We start from the raw sequence: 19,356 nt of genomic DNA, 5'->3' as shown, positions 1-19,356 counted from the left end.
ATTTTTCCCCGGCTGTTAGCATGCCTAAATGTATGAATAAAGAAGCCGGGGGCTATGTATGATATAAGTGGGTCTGATGACTCTCACATCGTTTTAGAAGATTTCAGTATTTTAATACACCGAATTTCTCTGCTCTGTTGTTTGGTTCATCCCAGACACTGTTGTCAGGTCCCTCAGGGAGGATCTGGTCAGGATTCTCGGCTGCTCCGAGAAGATAGCCTCTCTTTATGGCATCAAAATCCGTTGCGTCCCTGAAGGCCGGAATGGAATAAAGCTCCTTTGCATAGTTCCAGAGATTGTCATAGTCTCTGAGACGCTTTTTATTAAGTCTGAATCCGAAATAGTAAGCTGTATCGAATCTTGCGAGAGTCACATAGAGACGGATATCGGAGTCTGTCAGTCTGTCTCCGAAAAGGAATCTGTTTTCTGAAAGATGATCTTCAAGCCAGTCCAGTCTGTTGAATACAAGATTGTAATTGACTTCATACTGTTCCTGGGTCTCGGCAAAGCCTGCCTTGTAAACACCATTGTTGATTTCGTTAAAGAGTATTTCATTGAGGGCATCTATACCGGTCCTGAGTTCCTTTGGATAAAGATCGGGCGCATCTTCCTTCCAGAAAGGCTTCCAGACGGTCTCCCAGTAATTTGTAAGTCTGTGGTAGTCGTTATTCACCACTTTTTTTGTCTTTACATCCACTATAGTCGGTACAGTGGCTCTGCCCTGATATTCGGGATCTGTGGCTGCATAGATCTCTGGCAGGTATCTGATTCCGAGAACCGGATCCACTCCTCCTTCATCAAGGGAGAACTCCCATCCCTTGTCGGTTCTCACAGGAGCTACCTTTCCGACGCTTATTACATCTTCTCCTATTCCCAGAAGCTTAAAGGCTATGACCTGTCTTGTGGCCCAGGGGCAGAGTGGGGTCCATATAAGTCTGTATCTTCCCTTTTCTACAGGAAGCTCCCCTTCCTTGCTGCCAAAGGGTGTATCAAATCTGTTTTTCTGTCGCACAAAGGCGCCATTTGATGCTATCTCACCCTTTTTTTCTGAAGTTGCAACCTTTCCGAAAGAAAGATCCTGTTCTGTGATCCGCTGCCTGTGTCGGGCTAAAGAGCATGCTGATGCTTCGTACTGTGACATATATCCTCCTTTAAATATGTCCGCCGGTTTTTTGGACGGCGGACATGAGCTATATTTTTTGTTAATACTTGGATTTTAAATAGTTGAATTGAAAATTACGCATAGAATGATATAAGCATTAGAACGCCTGTGAAGAAGCATTCAGCTTAAAGTTATGATGTTAGATAGTGTCATTGATCATCAGGTCTCAGTTTGTCTTTCCGGCTTCAAGCTTTTCCTTTTCGGGAGACTGATCTACTCCGCCGAAGAACTGCTCTGAGAGCTTCTTCAGGGTTCCGTCTTCCTTTAACTTGATGATAGCTTCGTCAAGAACTTCTCTGAGCTCCTCTTCTCCCTTTGGAAGAAGGAAATATGCGTAAAGATTGTCGGCGATGAGCTTTGTTTCCTCATCCGGAATCTCGTGCTTGTTGATGTCGAAACCGTATTCATCAACGTAGGCGGTATACATCGGGCCGTCAATGATTCCGAAATCAGTCTCTCCGTCCTGAATGTGCTGAAGAGTTACTGTTGTATCAGCCTCAGTGTAGGTTATATCGATTTTCGCATCCGGGTTAAGGTCGTTCCATGATTCAATGGCATTGGTAACGGAAACACCGGCACCTCCCTCAAAGGAGAATCCTGCGGCATCCTTTAGTGATGTGACAGGCTGTTTATCCTTTCCGTAAACGAACACGTAGCTTACCTTGTCATATGGAAGTGAATAGAGATAGGACTTGGAACGCTCTTCGTTGTATGAGAAGTTGTTCACACCGATCTGGTACTTGCCTGCGCTGAGTCCGGCAAAAACTGATGAGAAATCTGTAACTTCGATATCAAGATCATATTCAGGGATGATGTCGAAAGCTGCCTTCAGAACTTCTATGTCGTAACCTGTAGGCTGGTTGTTCTCATCCACAAATACATATGGCTTTGGACCGCCGCCCGTTACAGCATGGATGGTCTTTACTTCTTTTGCTGCTTCTTCAGGAGCTTTGGTTGTCTCGGAAGCGGCTGTATCTGATGCAGCGGGAACTGAGGAACCACCACAACCTGTAAGTGAAGCTGTAAGGAATGATGCAAAAAGACCTGCTGTGATTACTTTTGAAAATGTTGTTCTCTTCATAATACCCTCCTCGGCGTGAATTTCTTTTGATAGATGACATTATGCAAAGAATTTTGCTATTTGTATAAGACTAGGTCCTTATGGGTGGATATAAGTTTTAACTATTACAAATACAGGTCTCCGGAAAGGTATCGGTCACCATTGTCAGGAATGATGGTCACTATGTTCTTTCCTGCATTTTCAGGGCGCTTTGCCACCTGGACAGCGGCATAGAGAGCAGCACCTGAAGAAATACCTACAGAGAATCCCTCAAGCTTAGGAATGAGCCTTGCGTAGGCATAGGCATCTTCATCTGTTACGTCTATTACTTCGTTGAAAAGTTCTGCCTTTGTTACAGGAGGTGTAAGACCGCCTCCGATGCCCTGAATCTTGTGAGGTCCCGGTTCGCCGCCATTAAGAACCGGACTTCCCTTAGGCTCCACTGCGATGATCTCCACATCAGGTTTCTTTTCACGAAGGAATTCACCTGCTCCGGAGATGGTTCCGCCGGTTCCGGAGGCTGCAAGGAAAATGTCTACATTGCCATCAAGATCCTCCCATATCTCAGGACCGGTTGTTTTGTAATGAGATCCCGGATTTGCCGGATTTCCGCCCTGTCCCATGATCACTCCGCCGGGAGTTTTTTCCAGTATCTCGGCAGCCTTGGCACCTGCACCCGCCATATTGAGCGCTCCGTCTGTAAGTACCACCTCTGCACCATAGCTCTTTAGTGTAAGGAGTCGCTCTTTAGACAGGTTATCAGGCATACAGATGATACATTTATAGCCCTTTGCTGCTGCAATGGCGGCAAGACCTATTCCTGTGTTTCCGCTTGTTCCCTCGATGATGGTTCCGCCCGGCTTAAGCCTTCCGTCCCTTTCTGCTTCCTCCACCATATTGAGTGCAGGGCGTGCCTTTACACTGGAGGTAGGATTAAAGAACTCAAGCTTTGCAAAAATATGTGCTGCCGTGTGCTCATGCTCTTCAAGCTTGTGAAGCTGAACTATGGGAGTATGTCCCACAAGTTCCAGAATACTGTCATATGTTTTTGCCATTTTTTCTGCTCCTTTTCTGTATTAATGATGTGGCCGGTCAGGGAAAACCACGGACCGGCTGTACGTCGATTTTTGGCACTTATTTATATTGTTTTATACTCTATACTTTCCTGCTATAGGAAGTACATGTAGCTTTATGATATCTACTGATGTTATCTTCATGGCAGGACTCATTTATTCTCTGTGATGCGGGGACTGAAGTCCTCACCCAGGTACTTGATATCGATTTCTGTGGAGATACCTTCATCAATTACCTGCTTGAGAGCACCGTTTATATCCTCAGCAAGCTTTGTGTTGTCCTTTGCAACGATGAAGTAGCTGTAGCTTGCGGATTTCACATCTGAAAGGTCGAAGATATTGACATCCAGATTGAATTCCGGGCCGTAATATCCGTTGTAGATGGGCGCATCCATGATGAGGAAGTCTTCCTTACCGGATTCAACGTCATAGAGCAATGTGAGGAGATCTGCATCTGTGTAGTCAATGGTGATCGTTTTATCAGGATGAGCATCATTGTAGTTCTCAACTACTGTTGTCTTGTCGTTTCCGGCAGGTCCTGTATATTTTTTACCTGCAAGCTCTGTGAGATCCTTGATGCTGTCTATGGCAATGTCTTTGTTCACGACAGCGATGTAATGGTTCACCATCTCAGGGTCTGTGTAGAGATATTTTGCTTCTCTTTCAGGATTTTTTGCGATGTTGTTGACTCCGAGATCATAGGTACCGGCATCGATTCCGGTGAAGATGGAAGAAAATTCGGTGACTTCAATTTCAAGTTCATATTGCGGGAGCTTGTCAAAGACAGCCTTAATGAGCTCGATGTTCTGACCTGTGAGGTTTCCGTCTTCATCGATGTAGGTAAAAGGTCTCGGGTGGGCGCTTGTTGCCGCATGGATAACTGTTACGTCAGCTTTTTCATCCGAAGTCTGAGTTTCCGTGGTTTCCTGTGTGTTAGCTTCGGTGGTTCCGGAAGCTTCAGGAACCTTTACTGTGTTTCCGCAGCCTGCAAGTACTCCTGCTGCAAGTAATGCACTGAGTGCTGATGATATCACTCTCTTTTTCATAGCTTTATCTCCTCTTATAGTTTTTGAGAAAACATAGCAAATGGATGGTACTATTGGCGCTGACGTTTTCTCTTTTTTATGTTTATGGAGATTATCTATAGACGAACGATTCTTGTAAAAGACTATATTCCTATGGATAGATATAGATTTTGCTTATTACGAAATGCACAAAAACAGAATATTATAAACTGACGCAAAGCTTATCTGATGCTCTAATGCTAATGCCTCCATGCGGGACCTTTCATGTCTTCCCGTTTATATTCATCAGCAAATCTGAAACCCTCCGGAAGGAAGAATCCTGTGTCTTCAAGCCATTCAAGCTGTTCTGAACCAGCCTGGAAAAGTTCGAGGGCGGTCTTTGCACGTCGAAAACCGAACTTTTCGTACATGAGTACGGTTCTCGGATGGGTGTAGAGTATGATGTTCTGACCTTTGAGCTGGGCTATGAGCCGGTTTATCATCTCTCTGCCTATTCCGTGCCCCTGATACTCTTCGTCCAGTGCCACGTTGTATATGGCGGCCTGAAAAAGACCGTCGGAAAGGGCTCTTGCGACGCCCACTATCCTGTCATCGTCATATACAAAAACAACAGCGTAGCTGTTTTCAAAAGCTATCTGCTGTTCCTTAGGGCTGTGGTCTGAAAGGGAGGAGCGTTTGAGAACTCCCGCTACCTCCTCCCAGTTGATATTGTCTTTGGTGATTTTGTAAGTGATATTCATAATTTGCCTCCAAAGGTCAAGCGGACAGGCTCGCTTGACCCGCGAACATAAGTATTTTTATCAGTTCAGTTGTTTTGACCAGCTCCTCCACCGTGGTATATTCGTTGACGGTATGTATATCGTGCATGGCATTGAATATGCATAGACCGTCTATCCCCTTTCTGATGAGGATGTTGTTGTCGCTTCCTCCGAAGGATTTTTTCGGTATGGGTCCGGCAGAAAGAGCTGCAAGAGCTTGTTTGTAAAGCTTCAGGCTCCCTGATTCTGCATCTATCCTGTAGGTATAGATCTTCGGAGCATGGTTTATGCTGGTGCTTCCGCCAAGAGCCATTGCTTCTGATTCAAAAACATTTTTAATATGATCAACTGTTGATAGGGCATCTTCGTGAACAGAACTTCTCACCTCACCTGTGATGGTGACGGATGCAGGAACTGCATTACTGACTGTGCCGCCTTTGATGGTTCCGAAATTCAGGGTGGTGTGATCGTTTGTCCAGCCCTGCTTTATTTTGCTTATGGCATGTGCTGCTATCGCCAATGCATTGATGCCGTTCTCCGGCTCAAAGCCCGCATGGGCGGAACGTCCGGAAACCGTTATTTCAAAGTAGATCAGGGTCGGTTCCTGGGATGAGTAGACTCCGAAATCTCCGCTGGAATCAGGAACAAATGCCTTTTTTGATTTAATGATGGAATAATCAAAGGCATCTGCTCCCAATCCGTAGGTCTCTTCCGCGGGGGTGAATAAAAGCTCGATTGGAGGATGATCGAGCCCTTCTTCATATATATTTCTGTATGCTTCATAGATAACTGTAAGTGCCGCTCTGTCGTCGGCACCGAGAACCGTGGTTCCGTCGCTTGTTATACGGCCGTCCTCATGAAGTATCACTTTTTTATCGAGCCCCGGAGATACAGTATCCATATGTGCGCAGAAAAGAAGTGGTTCAGAGTCCTTTCTTTCTCCGGTTCCCGGGATAAAGCCGTAGAGATTTCCGGTATCACCGCCTATCTTTTCTCCGGCTGAGTCTTCGGTTAAGGAGACGCCAAGGTCACCCCATATTTTTATGAGGTGATCCGCAACCTTTCTCTCCTTGTAGCTGATACCGTCGATTCCCGCAAGCTCTACGAAGGTGTTAACTATTCTGTCTTTATCAATACTCATTTTTTAAAAGTCCCTTCAGAGGATTAATGCTTGCATCTTCTCTCAGGATGCTGTTGTTTGGATTCACAGGGCATCTGTCATCATGTGATTCGAAATTCCAGTGAGAAACTGAAATCTCGCTCTGATAGTCTTTTGCTGTCTCTCCCTTTGGATGACGGAGGTAAATGTCTCCCTTTGGATCAGAGGAAAGTGCTGCGCGCTGTCCGTCGTCAGCCCAGAGCTTGTCGTAGTCGATCTGACTTCCGATCCTCACGTTCCAGTCAGCAAAGAGCTTGTCCTTGTCTCCGGCAGGTCCGAGAACCAGGTCGTGAACGAATGTGGCATTCCTGAAGGCAGGGATGCTGTAAAGCTCCTTCATATAGGCATAGATATTTGGATAATCCGCGATCCTGTGCTTTACAGGACCGACATTTCTGAAGTATCCCGTATCCCAGCGAACGATGGTCACGAAAAATCTGATATCGGAATCCGTTATATAGTCTCCGAAGAGGAATCTGTTCTCTGACAGTCTCTTTTCAAGCTTATCCATGGAGTCATAGAAGTCGTCAAATGCAAGGTCATAGGCTTCCACGGACTGGCAGAAAGCCATTCTGTAATGACTGTTGTTGATGTGCGGGAAGAGCCAGTCATTGAACTCGTCGATCACGTCCCTGTACTTTACAGGATAGAGGTCAGGTGCATCCTCAGGCTGGAAGGCTCTGAAATTGACCTCCAGATAGTTGGTCATTCTGTGGTAGTCATTGTTTACAGCCTTCTTTTCCCTGAGATCTACGATGGTAGGTGTGGTGGCGCGACCCTTGAAATCAGGATCTGCATTCTTATAGAACTCTGACAGGAAGTAGGCACCGGTCTTCGGATCCTTGAAGCCCTCCTGATCACTGAAGCCATGACCGTACTTGTTGGATTCGCCGCTTCTTGATGTTCTCTGGTCTGAGATCACATCTGTTAGCCCAAGAATGTCTCTTACGATGATCGGTCTGTTTGACCAGTTGCAGCCCTTCATCCAGTAGATCTGATATCTGTCTTTTTCAGGTTTCCACTGTCCTTCACCGTCACCTGCTTTCGCGGTAAAAGCATTGGGCTGCCTTACAAAGCCGCCGTGCTCGTCTATTTCATCCTTCACCTCAACAGGTCTTGGGGGTACTCCTCTTTCCGCGGCAAATCTGTCCGCCAGCTCGTCTGAGTAGCCGATAGAGCTATCTTTGGTGATAACGTTCTGAAGTCTTTCTCTGTGATCTGCGATGCAGCATACATTGCTCATTTCTGTGTCCTCCTGAGGTGTTTTAAAAAATCGGTTTAAAGGATGAATCATAAATATCCATGCAGAGCCGTATTTCGTGAAGAAAAACTAAAATCAGATGATGTAGTCCGGCTGATTCATGAGATTCATCTTCGCGAAGAAGTCCTTGGTACGCTGATTCTTCGGATGCTCAAAAACCTCCGCAGGGGTTCCGTCTTCAACGATATGTCCCTTATCAAGGAAAATGACCCTGTTGGAAACATTCTTGACGAAGCTCATCTCGTGGGAAACCAGCAGCATGGTGTAGCCCTTTCCGGCGATGTCCTTTATGACATCAAGTACTTCGCCAACCAGCTCAGGATCAAGTGCCGATGTGGGCTCGTCCAAAAGAAGAAGCTGGGGCTTCATGGCGAGAGCTCTTGCGATGGCAACTCGCTGCTGCTGACCTCCGGACAGATGCTTGGGATAATGATTCGCCCAGGAGGTCATACCGACCTTTGAAAGCTCCTGAAGCGCTATCTTTTTTGCGTCTTCTTTGGGAAGCTTCTTTACTACCACGAGGCCTTCCATGACATTCTCAAGCGCTGTTTTTTTCTCGAAGAGATTGAACTTCTGGAACACCATACCTGTATGCTGTCTGAGTGCATTGATTTCTTTTTTGTTCTTTTTTGACAGGTCTATCTCTTTATCTCCGAGATCAATGGAACCTTTTTCCGGAAGTTCCAGCTGGTCGATGCATCGTAAAAGTGTAGATTTACCTGTTCCGGAGGGACCGATGATGCCGATGACATCCCCCTCCTTTATATCGAGACTTACGTCATCGAGAACCACGTTGTCATGATATTTTTTAGAAAGTCCTTTGATCTTTATCATGCTGTCACCTCGTCTTGAATATTCGGATAGCAGATCCTTTGTTTGGAGCTTGAATTCTGCCTAAGTTCCTGATGCCACCGAAACCTGTTCTGGCAGCAGGTGATGAATCTGCATTTTCTTCTTTCGGAATGTAGTTCGATACCTGATCAGGTATGGCAAGTTTCTTTTCTGCTATCTTCAGAACCTGCTCGATAATGATGGTTATGACCCAATAAATGATGGCTAAACTTACATACACTTCGAAATATCTGTAATTTCTTCCTCCGAGAATCTTGCCTTCCGCAGTCATTTCAACTACTGCACAGGTAAAAGCAAGGGAGGTACCTTTTATAACTGAGATAAGTGAATTGCCAAGAGATGGAAGTGCTACTGTGAGTGCTTCAGGGAGGATGATTCTTCTAAGTGCCTGAAAGTAGGTCATGCCCAGAGCGCTTGCAGCTTCGATCTGTCCGTCTCCCACTGAAAGAAGGGCTGCTCTTATGAACTCGGCATTGTAAGCGGACTGATTGATCCCGAGGGCGATGACTGCATATACAAAACCGGAAACATCTGCCACTTTAAAATCGGTACCGTATTTAAAATTGACCCATTTGAAGAACATGGGGATCCCGAAATAGGCGATATAAAGCTGTACCAGTATCGGAGTTCCTCGTATAAGGGATATGAAGAAGCCTGCTATCTGTTTCAGAACAGGAACCTCTCTTATCTTTATAATGGCAAGAAGGAGTCCTATGGTGATTCCTATGAACATGGAGATAAAGGCAAGCTCAAGAGTTATGGGAAGAAACTGTAAAAGTGTCGGAATCTGGGTGAAAACCAGTTTGAAGTCGAAAATGTTAGTCATAGGGCTTCCTCTTTTCTGTGAAATAAACATTTTGAAGTTATTTTCAGTATGAGCTGACCAATTGTGTCTGATAGAACCTGACACAAGACGTCGTTGTTGTTGGTAATTATGGCGCAGGAAGCCGCTTTTGTATAAGACGCTTATTTTATAGGTGGGTATAAATTTTACCTAACAAAAAGACCGTTTCATGAAACGGTCTTCAGAGAATATATTTTGATTAAAACAGATCCAGCATACTGTCGAGATAAGTTTCTTCTCTTACCTTGAGCTGATACTCAGGCTTTGTCATATAGTAGAGTAAGAATTCGAAGATCACAGCACTTCCGAGGCTGCGTCCCTCGATTTTGAAATTTGAAAAACCTTCCGGCACATATACATTCTGTATATCCTTTATTCCGATAAAGCCGGGGTTTTTCATGGCATCGGAAAATCTGTAGCCCTTATGTGCATCAGGGGATACGCAGATGTGGTCCTCGCAGGCTTCGCCGAGATTCTTTCTGCTGACATTTTCATAGCATCTTTTTCGGTCGTAGCAGCCATACCAGCAGCACTCATTGCATAGAAATTCCACCTTTTGCTTTAGTGCCAGGGGCAAGGCATCAAGCCTTAAATGCTCTTTGTTAAGCCTGAAATCCGGTACCACGAAGCTGAATTCTTCCCGATTAAGTTCCTTTTCGAATTCACTGAAGTCTGTCAGAACCTTTGTGGTGGAAGAAACAAAATAGTAATCAGGATAGTTTGATCTTATATGATCAAGCAGCAGATCAGAGTGGATGATCACTCCGTTTTTTACATTTCCGCAGTGTTCGAACATCTCACATAAGTCATTACATTTCCTGTCTGCCAAATGCCTCTCTTCGAGAAGAGAATTACTGAAAGTCAGACGGGCTGATATATCGTATTCCCTCATTAGGGAATATACATCTTTCGGATCTTCTTCTCCGAAACCGACCCGGCCTCCAGCCCAGAGGCAGTCCTGAGGAGCTCCATATATGGAGCCTATCTCACACCAGTCATAGAAATATTCTCTATGTTCGCGAAAAAGAGGCAAAAACACTCTATACAATTCATAAAATTCAAACAGACCCGGAAGGTGATAGTATACCGTTATATCTTTTTTCATTTATCCATCCATACATTCTTTCTTATCTTTATTTTGATGATATTGACCTGTTCAGCATGTTCGTCATAGAAGTATTCGATCTCCTCAGCGGAGTTTTCTATCATGGTAAGGGACAGTGTGTTATCAGAGTGTCTTATGTCAAATTTGTCTCCGCCATATGAAGCTGTTATACAGCATCTGTCATCCTGTTCCGAATACTCTACTGTCAGATTTACAGGAAGTCGTCCGCCTTCAGGGAGCAGAATCTGCTGTACGAGTTCTTCTATAACAAGTCGTATGCGATATTTATCTGCTGAAGAAACATCGTTTTTCAGAAGATAAGCGTCAAGCTCTGTGTTGAGGCGGATGAAGTCATAGCGTTTTGTGTCGATGACTGCTTCAAATATCTTCAGCTTTCGGATAAATCTTCGGGTCAGCTCCTTCTTCGGGGAGTCAAAGATTTCCTCAGGAGTTCCCTCCTCATAGATACCGCCTTCATCCATATAGAAAACTCTGTTGGATATACTTTTTGCCAGATTCATCTCATGAGTCACGATCATCATGGTGGTTCCGCCTCTGCTGAGATCACGGATCACCGCCTGAACTTCAGAGACCATGGTAGGATCCAGAGCGCTGGTAGGTTCGTCGAGAAGAATGACCTCCGGATCCATGGCGAGGGTCCTCGCGATGGCGGCACGCTGCTTCTGACCGCCTGAAAGTTCATCGGGATAGCTCAGGGCCTTGTCCTCCATTCCGACTCTTTTCAGCAGTTCCATGCCATTATCATAGGCTTCCTGTCTGCTCTTTTTCAGAAGATCCATGGGGGCCAGCATCAGGTTTTCTATGACAGTGAGATGTCCGAAGAGGTTAAAGGACTGAAAGACCATGCCCATCTTCTGTCTGGCTTTTTTGATGTCATAGCCTTTTTTGGTAATGTCTTCGCCGTCAAATATGATCTGTCCGGAGGTGGGCTTCTCCAGAAGATTCATGCATCGGATAAGAGTCGATTTTCCTGTGCCTGATGGACCGATCACAGCTATCACATCACCATTGTTGAGTGTAAAGGAAACGTCCTTTAGCGGCGTTACAGAGCTGTATTTTTTTGTCAGGTTTCTGATCTCAATCATGAGTGTTCACCCTTTTTCTCTTCGTCAACGCCCATCCAGATATCGTCTATTTCCTTAAGGGTGCCGTCAGCCCGGATCTTCTTTAAAAATTCATTCAGCTCCTGGCACAGTGCCGCGCTTTTCTCATCGTTCATAATAAAATCCTTCCATGCTCATGATTTTGTATATATTAAAGAATCGGCAGGAAAAAGTGTTTAATCACAGTTTTACAAAAAAACTCATGACCATACTTAAGCTTAATTCTGAGCGTAAGTTGGTCATGAGTCAATTGGTTTTAGACATCTTTTTCTCTTTGTAAATCGGTAATTCAACAGGTAATTAATGTCTTTTTCCATTCGTTTGTAAGTTTTTCGAGTCCCCAGGCTGCATTTGCAGGGCTTGTGGAGGGGAGACATACGGCATTCCGTTTTATCTGGTCCCTGATATATTTATTGAAATATTTTTCTGCAGTTTTTCCGTTTACTATGATGAGGCGGATGTCTGAATGATTAAGGATCTCAGACAGATCATTGGGAACAACATTAGCTATGCTTGAATCTGAGGAGCCTTTGATGTCACAGGAACTGATCACGTCCCAAAGTGCGATATGATGCCTTTTCAAAAGCAGTTTCTTATCTTCTATGTTCACCGGAACCTCATCATCGAAAACCGAGGCGATGACCTTCCAGAATCTGTTCTGGGGATGTCCGTAAAAGAACATTTGCTCTCTCGATTTGACTGAGGGAAAACTTCCAAGGATCAGTATTTTGGACTCGCTGTCATAAAGTGGTGGAAACGGATGCTGAACATGTGTCATGGGTGATATGCTCCTAAAGTTCCTTAAAGATACAAAAATTCTGTTTTTAGTCTGTTATTTCCCGGGGTTATCCTGTAAACAGACATTGGGATCCTTGTCTTCGGATAAATAAGGTTCGTATTGGGTTCAGGAATCAGTACTTCGTCGCGGCCATCTCCTGCAAGAGAATGAACGGTGCATGTGAAGTCAGATACTGAAACAAGAGTACTCTCACCTGATGAATGTGAATCAGAGCCTCCTTTTACAAATGCAGGCTGTTCGGGAATAGCGAATCCGCAGTCGTAGGCGGTTATCTCAACATCATTATAGAGCTTTTCGGAAACATCGACCATATGCTCTCTTATATGCCCTTTTTCTGTAGGACGTAGTATGGTGATCACGTCAATGCCTCTGACGGGACTCCAGTGCATCTCGATATGATCTTCATCGATTATATAGCCCTCTTCTGTCTTGTTCTTTGTGTATACGAATCCGTCTATTACAAATGCAAGAGTGGAGTCGGGAGCATTCTCCTCAAGGCTCACATTTGAACGGGCAATGCTGAAGCCGAATTTACTGCTATATGCAAACTTTGAATATTTTTCAATATTGTGGCTGTGGCCTTCGTGAGAGGTTTTTCCCGGTACCAGTGTTGTGACCTGATCACAGTGACCATCCCGTACAGAACGCTGAAGAAGCATGGGTACATGGGGCAGGAAAATGCATTCGGATACTTCATCTTGCTCATTTTGTAAATGTATCGGTTCTTTTGATCCTGGATCAGGACTGAGCCTGTCTTTAATTTCCCAAATCCTGTCATCATATGGCAGAGCCAGATAGAAAAATGCCTGAAGCGCCCAGTATGGTGAACCGGGAGCATTGTAGCTCTCAGACATCTGGAGGTTTCCATAGCCGTATCCTATGGTGAGGACTCCGGCATTGTCAAAGATCGGGCGGCTAAGCCACCATGATAGATTTCTGCTGATGAGCTTAAGTATCCTTGATTCCGGTATGGGATATACTCCTGTCATAAGGCAGGTTGACCAGAATGCACTCTGTGCAAAACGATAGGTCATGGATCGTCCATATGGGAAGCAGCTTCCGTTATCATCAAAGAAATGCTCATAATCCCTTCCGAACTCCATGGCTCTTTCAAGAAATCTCTCTGAACGTTCAGGATCTTCCTCCTTCATAAACTCTCTGTAGATAAGTCCGAAGCTCAGCATGACAAAAGGATTGTAGTAGTCTTTGTCTCCGCCGTTTCCGTCGTTGTACCAGCCGCCTTCTGCGTAGTAATCATCGATCATTATGAGACCGTTTTCCATATTCTCTTTACTGTATGGAAGCCCCCGGACCTTCAGCGCAAGGTTCGTGATGATCTGGAAGAATTGCCAGTTGCAGGCGCAGAGATCGTGCCGGTTACATTCATTGAGCCAGTTCGAAAGATTTTTCTTTGCAGGTTCTGAAAGTGTATCAAAGAAAAATTCAGGAGCATAAAGCATGGCAAAGCCGATAGCCGGCATCTCACAGAATTTCTGATCGAAGTCATGACAAAGTCCCCAATAATCCGGAGACTCAGGATCGGTTCCCACAGTGATACCTCTCTGATAAATTCTGATAAGTTCAGCTGTTATGGTTAGGTGGTCTTCGATTATTAAGGTGGTTTTTTCAGATGTGGCTATAGCATCTTTTATCCATTTTTTCTCTTTTGGACTTAATCCGGCAGCAAGAGGAACCAGCCCCCAGAGAGGACGTGCAAATGCCTCCATCTCCTGTGAAGAAAGTTCGTAGTGGGTCCGGGTATCTCCTATTCGAAGCCTGGCTCTTGATTCAGAAAAGAATGGAATGAGCGGTTTCAGAATGCGGAGAAGGATGTCCTGAGCCTTTTTTTTATCAGTGAAATCCGATGAAGTGATTCCGGATAATGTCATAATTGTCTCCTTGATGGTTTTTATTTAGCCTTATATCCGAAATTCGGAAGCTTCTCCCAGCGGCTCCTAAGGAAATGTGCAGCCATTTTCGGACGACGCTCCTTGGTGAAGACACCCTTACGATTGCCATCCGCCCTGTACACACCCTGGATGGTGCCGAAATCTGCGAAGGCCCAGCATTGTTCTCCCATAAAGAAGTCCCGCTTGTCGAACTCCGCATCTATACGGCGATAGTACTCCGCCTGAAATTCCTCCGTCCACATCTCGGCAACTGTTCCGTGAAGTCCCGGCAAAGTATCACAGCCGTACTCTGTGACCATCACAGGCTTACCCTGCTCTGCCCAAAAGTCAAGCTCCAGATTCCATGCATAGATGGCGCTGTCCATGTCGCCGCAGAGGTTGTACCAGCCGTAATATCGGTTAATGCAGACCACATCCATTGTTCTCGTGGTGATGTCCCTTGTGTAGTCATTCTGACAGCAGACAAGGGTGACAGGTCTGTTCTGAGGATCCAGCTCATGGGTGTACTCGTAAAGCTCATGCCAGTATCTGTAGGCAGATTCCGGGAAGTTCTCAGTGTCCGGTTCGTTTCCGAGGGACCACATGACAACTGAAGGATGGTTCTTGTCTCTTGCCACAAGGTCTTTAAGGATGCTCTTATGATAGTCCTTTATAGGGAAGGTATAGGGATCCACTACTCCGCCGCCGGCGATACCCACAGCCGGTGTTTCGTCAATGATAACGATACCTTCTCTGTCACAGAGCCTGTACATCTCCTCCGCATAAGGATAATGACTGGTTCTGAAGCTGTTTGCGCCTATCCAGTGGAGAAGACTCACGTCCTTTACATTGAGTCCTTCGTTAATGCCTCTGCCGGAAACGTAGAAGTCTTCATGCTTTCCGAAGCCCTTGAAGTAGAAGGGCTTTCCGTTGATAAGGAACTTTGTTCCTTCGACTTTAACAGTGCGGATACCGAATTCCTCTGTGTATTCGTCTTCTCCGAAATGAACACGCAGGCTGTAGAGGTATGGATCCTCCGGCCATGGATTCCAGAGATGAGCATCGGGGATACGGATGGCGCCGGAAGCGCCTGTTGCTTCGGCAATGACTTCGCCATCACGGTCCATAACTTCTACATAAATTTCTTCTTCACCAAAAGCCTCAACACAGTAGTTCACCACTCCGTCATTTCCATCGACATCAGGTATGATGGTCACATCCTTTATGTAGTCAACAGGAGTCGTGTAGATGGAAACATGTCGGTTGATTCCTGCGTAGTTAAAGAAATCGAAATTCGGAAGATTAACGATGCCTCGGTGTTCCTTTGCTTTCTGAACCGCAGGGACCTGAGCATTGTCAGAACCGAAGAAGGCGGTACCCTCTTCATTTCCCATAGGAAGGGTGTGGTGATCCACACGGTTGTTGCAGGAAACAGTGAGCTTTATTTCTTCACCGGGCTTTACAAGATCGGTTATCTCAGTTTCAAAAGGAAGGAAACCGCCTCTATGGGTCATGAGCATTTCGCTGTTCAGCCATACTGTACTGTCGTGGGCAACGGCATCGAATCTTAGGAATAAACGCTGCCCTCTGAAAAAGTTCGGGATCACACAGGTCTTTTCATAATAGGCTTCACCTGTATGATTTCTGTAGACCGGATCTTCACGCTGATCGTTGTAGGAGGCCGGAACATAAAGCTCTTCCGCATCCTTTGGAAAATGCTTCTCCCACTGCTCCGTCTTAGCTTCACCTTTATCTATTTTAAACTTCCAGAGACCGTCAAGCTTCATAACGGCCCGGGCTTTGTTTTCTATTGGAAATAACATCGTTGTCCTCCGTAAACATATTTTTAACACTTACCAGTAAATATTCCAATCCGGGTTACAGAGCCTTGTGAGGGCTTCCATGTAGTAGTAATCTCCCCAGATTATACATTCGTCCACACCCTCTTCTGTGCAGGTGTTGAATGGTGTCTTCTTGCTGTAGGTCCCGTGAAGTATCTGACCGTTTGAACTGTCACTGCTCTTCACGCGGTAATCGTCGAAAAGTGCCTTCATGAGTTTCTTTGCTACAGAACTGTAGTATTCAGCATCGGCAGGCTCCAGGTACTTCGACATTTCAAGCATTCCGCAGGCCGCAATGGCAGCGGAGCTTGAGTCTCTCGGCTCTGTTCCCTCCGACTCATCACCGAAGGTAAGGTCCCAGAAAGGAATGAGATCCTTGGGGAGATGGTTCAGGAAATAGGTGGCTATACGCTTGAAATATGCGATGTACTCTTCTCTCTTTGTGTACTTGTATGCCACTGCTGTGCCGTAAATGCCCCATGCCTGGCCCCTCGCCCATGCGGAACCGTCCCTGTAGCCCTGACAGGTGGAACCATGTGAGAATTCTCCTGTTTTTGGATCAAGGAAAACCGTATGCCATGTGGAGTCATCCTCTCTCAGTATATATTTCATTGTTGTGTGGATATGTTTTTCGGCAATGTCTCTGTATTTCACATCACCGCTTACCTCTGATGCCCAGTAAAGAAGCGGGAGGTTCAGAAGGCAGTCAATGATGAAACGGTAGTTTCCAGGATCATCCATGGAACCCCAGGCCTGCAGAAATTCTCCTACAGGATGGAATCTTTTTATGAGCTGATCTGCCGCAAGTATGGCGGCTTCTTTTGCTTTTTCGTTTCCTGTAAGCTTGTAGGCTGCAACACAGGACGGACTGAAAAGAAAACCCATGTCATGATTGTCTACATCGAACTTATCTTCGATTCTTTTATGGAAGGATGAAACCTGAGTGAGACCGGCATTTAAAAGCCTTTCTTTCTTTTTATCGTTGGCTCTTTCGTAGGAAAGCCATAGCTCTCCGGTCCAGAAGCCGGTGGTCCAGTTTCTGTTCTCTCCCGGCTTATAGAAACCTGAAAAACTTGCAGGTCCCGGGAAACTGTCTGTAAAATCCGGAAGGTTTCTTTCCACCTGAGTGACTGCAAAATCGAGAGCGGTGGTTACCTCTTCTTCTGAAATTTCTTTATATTGAGCGATGTCCTGCTCCTTTATCCAAGTTGCCATCATGTATAGCCCTTTCTGAATATTCTTTAGATTAAAGAGAAACCGAAGTTCAAATATGACTTCGGTTTCTACTCGTTTAACATTATCCCTTTACGCCGGAGCTTGCGATTCCTGCAACGAAATACTTCTGGAGCATCAGGAATACGATAACTACAGGAATAAGGCTGATGCAGGAAGCGGCCATGATGAGACCGTACTCTGCGGAATACTGTGATATGAACATCTTGAGACCGATCTGAAGAGTTTTCTTGCTCTCAGATGTGAGGTAAATGAGTGGTCCGAGGAAGTCATTCCAGGTATTTACAAATGTGAAAATAGTCAGTGTAGAAAGAGCAGGCTTCGAAAGAGGAAGCATGATGCTCAGATAGATCTGATACTCGCTCATTCCGTCGATTCTCGCGGCTTCACAGAGAGAATCAGGGATGCCCTCATAGAACTGACGCATCATGAAAACACCGAAGGCTGTGAATGCCTGAAGTATGATGATGGACAGGTGGGTGTCAGCAAGTCCAAGCTTTCTCATGAAGAGGAACTGAGGAACCATGTAGGACTGCCATGGAATCGCAATTGTGGCAACATATGCGAGAAAAAGGAAGTCTCTTCCTCTGAATCTGAGTTTTGCAAATGCATATGCTGCGAAGCTCGATGTAAGAAGCTGGAAGAAAGTCACGATAAGAGTGAGCTTTACTGTGTTTTTTGTGAATGTAAGGAGCGGTATCTTTGTCCAGATGTCAAGATAGTTTCTCCACTGCGGCTCATATCCGAACCACTGATAAGGTATAACGAAGATGTCCTTGTTGAACTTGAGTGAAGCTGTGATCATCCATATGAAAGGAATGAGCATGATCGCTGCGAACACTATAAGTACTGTATATACCAGAGTCTTTCCTATTGTTTCATTTGTTGATTTGCTTTTCATTTCAAGTATCCTCCTGCCATATTATCTGGGAAAGCCGGCCCATTCAAGGCTCGCTATCGCGAGGGGCCGGCGTTGGGTGCCAGATTCCTCCGGAATCAGCCACATTATCTGGGAAAGCCGGCCAATGGAATTCGCTTCGCGAAGGGCCGGCGTTGGGTGCCAGATTCCTTCGGAATCAGCCACATTATCTGGGAAAGCCGGCCCATTCAAGGCTCGCTATCGCGAGGGGTCGGCGTTGGGTGCCAGATTCCTTCGGAATCAGCCACATTAGTCATTAGCGTAATTCTTCTCGCCGCTGAACTGGATTATGGTGATGGCAAGAACGATGGCGAAAAGTACCAGAGAGCCTGCGCTGGCGATACCGAGATTCCAGTTTCTGAATGCCTCCTCGTAGATGTAGTAGACAAGAACGATGGCTGATTTGTTAATGACTCCGTTGCTGCCTCCTGCGAGCATATATACGATGTCGTAAACCTTGAAGCAGTTGATGGTGAGCATGATGATAACGAAAAATGTTGTAGGTTTTAACTGAGGAACGGTAACATACTTGAACTTCTGCCATACATTGGCACCATCGAGTCCGGCCGCCTCATAAAGCTCTGTGTTTATGTTCTGAAGGCCTGCAAGGTAGATAACCATGTAGTAGCCCATGTTCTTCCAGATCGAAAACATGATGATAGTCATGAGAACAGTCTTTGGAGAGGCTGCCCACTTGAGAGCAGGTACATGGAATATGTTAATTAAGAGCTGGTTAATGACTCCGCCCTTCGCCGGTGTGAAAAGCATGTTCCATACAGCGGCTACCGCAACCAGTGAAGCTACATAGGGGAAGAAGGTCACTGTTCTGAAGAAGTTTCTGCCCTTTATCTTCTGATTGAGAAGGATGGCGAGACCGAGAGCTATGATCAGTGTAAGAGGAACTGTAAAGATACTGTAGATAACAGTGTTTTTCAGAGATGCCATAAAACGATCATCAGAAAAGATGGTCACGAAGTTCTGAATGCCTACGAATTTCCACGGGTTACTTCCGTCCCACTCCATAAAGGCCATGATCATGGCGAGGATGATGGGACCAAGAGTAAATATGGCGAAGCCGATGAAATTCGGAGCTATGAAGGAATAAGCAACCAGTGCCTGCTTAAGCTTTCTGCGATTCGCTTCCTCTACGCTTACTGATTTAACTGTTGTAGCTGCTGTCATATAGTGCCTCCTGCTTTTTGTATCAAAACTGCATTCATAAATCGGAATTATCCGGTGAATGGATCCGGTT

The 19,356-nt window shown here is 45.5% G+C and carries 17 protein-coding genes and 1 pseudogene; all 18 read right to left on the bottom strand.

The window, feature by feature from the left end; all coding sequences use genetic code 11:
- Window positions 1-103: 103 nt before the first annotated feature.
- Window positions 104-1,141 (bottom strand): glutathione S-transferase family protein, encoded by a 1,038-nt coding sequence (locus BXO88_RS07395; protein WP_078037105.1) that lies wholly within the window; start codon window positions 1,139-1,141, stop codon window positions 104-106.
- 187 nt (window positions 1,142-1,328) lie between these two features.
- Entirely contained in the window at window positions 1,329-2,243 is a 915-nt protein-coding gene (locus tag BXO88_RS07390) for a transporter substrate-binding domain-containing protein (protein WP_078037104.1), read from the bottom strand.
- Window positions 2,244-2,347: 104 nt separating this feature from the next.
- The gene (gene cysK / locus BXO88_RS07385) at window positions 2,348-3,277 is read right to left on the bottom strand and encodes a cysteine synthase A (RefSeq protein WP_078037103.1); all 930 of its coding nucleotides are present in this window, start codon (window positions 3,275-3,277) and stop codon (window positions 2,348-2,350) included.
- 170 nt (window positions 3,278-3,447) lie between these two features.
- A complete protein-coding gene (locus BXO88_RS07380) occupies window positions 3,448-4,341 on the bottom strand; it encodes a transporter substrate-binding domain-containing protein (protein ID WP_078037102.1) in 894 nt (297 codons plus the stop codon).
- Window positions 4,342-4,559: 218 nt separating this feature from the next.
- Window positions 4,560-5,060 (bottom strand): GNAT family N-acetyltransferase, encoded by a 501-nt coding sequence (locus BXO88_RS07375; protein WP_242945174.1) that lies wholly within the window; start codon window positions 5,058-5,060, stop codon window positions 4,560-4,562.
- Window positions 5,061-5,076: 16 nt separating this feature from the next.
- Window positions 5,077-6,219 (bottom strand): M20/M25/M40 family metallo-hydrolase, encoded by a 1,143-nt coding sequence (locus BXO88_RS07370; RefSeq protein WP_078037101.1) that lies wholly within the window; start codon window positions 6,217-6,219, stop codon window positions 5,077-5,079.
- Complete coding sequence (locus BXO88_RS07365; protein ID WP_078037100.1) at window positions 6,209-7,480, bottom strand: glutathione S-transferase C-terminal domain-containing protein; 1,272 nt, start codon at window positions 7,478-7,480, stop codon at window positions 6,209-6,211. The genes BXO88_RS07370 and BXO88_RS07365 overlap by 11 nt, the downstream gene beginning before the upstream one ends.
- A 93-nt stretch (window positions 7,481-7,573) precedes the next feature.
- Window positions 7,574-8,332, bottom strand: coding sequence for an amino acid ABC transporter ATP-binding protein (locus tag BXO88_RS07360; protein ID WP_078037099.1), 759 nt, complete (start codon window positions 8,330-8,332; stop codon window positions 7,574-7,576).
- A gap of 4 nt (window positions 8,333-8,336) precedes the next feature.
- Window positions 8,337-9,176 carry an amino acid ABC transporter permease gene (locus BXO88_RS07355; RefSeq protein WP_078037098.1) on the bottom strand — a complete coding sequence of 280 codons (840 nt, stop codon included), beginning with the start codon at window positions 9,174-9,176 and terminating at the stop codon, window positions 8,337-8,339.
- Window positions 9,177-9,393: 217 nt separating this feature from the next.
- Window positions 9,394-10,299: a hypothetical protein gene (locus BXO88_RS07350; RefSeq protein WP_078037097.1), complete on the bottom strand. Its 906-nt coding sequence runs from the start codon at window positions 10,297-10,299 to the stop codon at window positions 9,394-9,396.
- Window positions 10,300-10,688: 389 nt separating this feature from the next.
- A pseudogene (locus BXO88_RS17145) lies at window positions 10,689-11,405 on the bottom strand (amino acid ABC transporter ATP-binding protein); the annotation flags it as partial.
- Entirely contained in the window at window positions 11,402-11,539 is a 138-nt protein-coding gene (locus BXO88_RS16310; protein ID WP_139355541.1) for an amino acid ABC transporter substrate-binding protein, read from the bottom strand. The gene BXO88_RS16310 and the pseudogene BXO88_RS17145, both read right to left, overlap by 4 nt.
- 173 nt (window positions 11,540-11,712) lie before the next feature.
- On the bottom strand, window positions 11,713-12,201 hold the full coding sequence (locus BXO88_RS07340; RefSeq protein ID WP_078037095.1) for a DNA-deoxyinosine glycosylase: 489 nt from the start codon (window positions 12,199-12,201) through the stop codon (window positions 11,713-11,715).
- Window positions 12,202-12,224: 23 nt separating this feature from the next.
- On the bottom strand, window positions 12,225-14,111 hold the full coding sequence (locus tag BXO88_RS07335) for a DUF2264 domain-containing protein (protein ID WP_078037094.1): 1,887 nt from the start codon (window positions 14,109-14,111) through the stop codon (window positions 12,225-12,227).
- Between the two features lie 20 nt (window positions 14,112-14,131).
- Window positions 14,132-15,934 carry a beta-glucuronidase gene (gene uidA, locus BXO88_RS07330; protein WP_078037093.1) on the bottom strand — a complete coding sequence of 601 codons (1,803 nt, stop codon included), beginning with the start codon at window positions 15,932-15,934 and terminating at the stop codon, window positions 14,132-14,134.
- Window positions 15,935-15,964: 30 nt separating this feature from the next.
- Complete coding sequence (locus tag BXO88_RS07325; RefSeq protein WP_078037131.1) at window positions 15,965-17,167, bottom strand: glycoside hydrolase family 88 protein; 1,203 nt, start codon at window positions 17,165-17,167, stop codon at window positions 15,965-15,967.
- 82 nt (window positions 17,168-17,249) lie between these two features.
- Complete coding sequence (locus tag BXO88_RS07320) at window positions 17,250-18,086, bottom strand: carbohydrate ABC transporter permease (protein ID WP_078037092.1); 837 nt, start codon at window positions 18,084-18,086, stop codon at window positions 17,250-17,252.
- A 267-nt stretch (window positions 18,087-18,353) separates the two neighbouring features.
- Entirely contained in the window at window positions 18,354-19,286 is a 933-nt protein-coding gene (locus BXO88_RS07315) for a carbohydrate ABC transporter permease (RefSeq protein ID WP_078037091.1), read from the bottom strand.
- Window positions 19,287-19,356: the final 70 nt, after the last annotated feature.

This window comes from Oribacterium sp. C9 (assembly GCF_002007235.1).
GTDB lineage: Bacteria > Bacillota > Clostridia > Lachnospirales > Lachnospiraceae > Oribacterium.
Note: the sequence above shows the minus strand (reverse complement) of the source record. Positions and strands in the feature narration are given on the sequence as shown.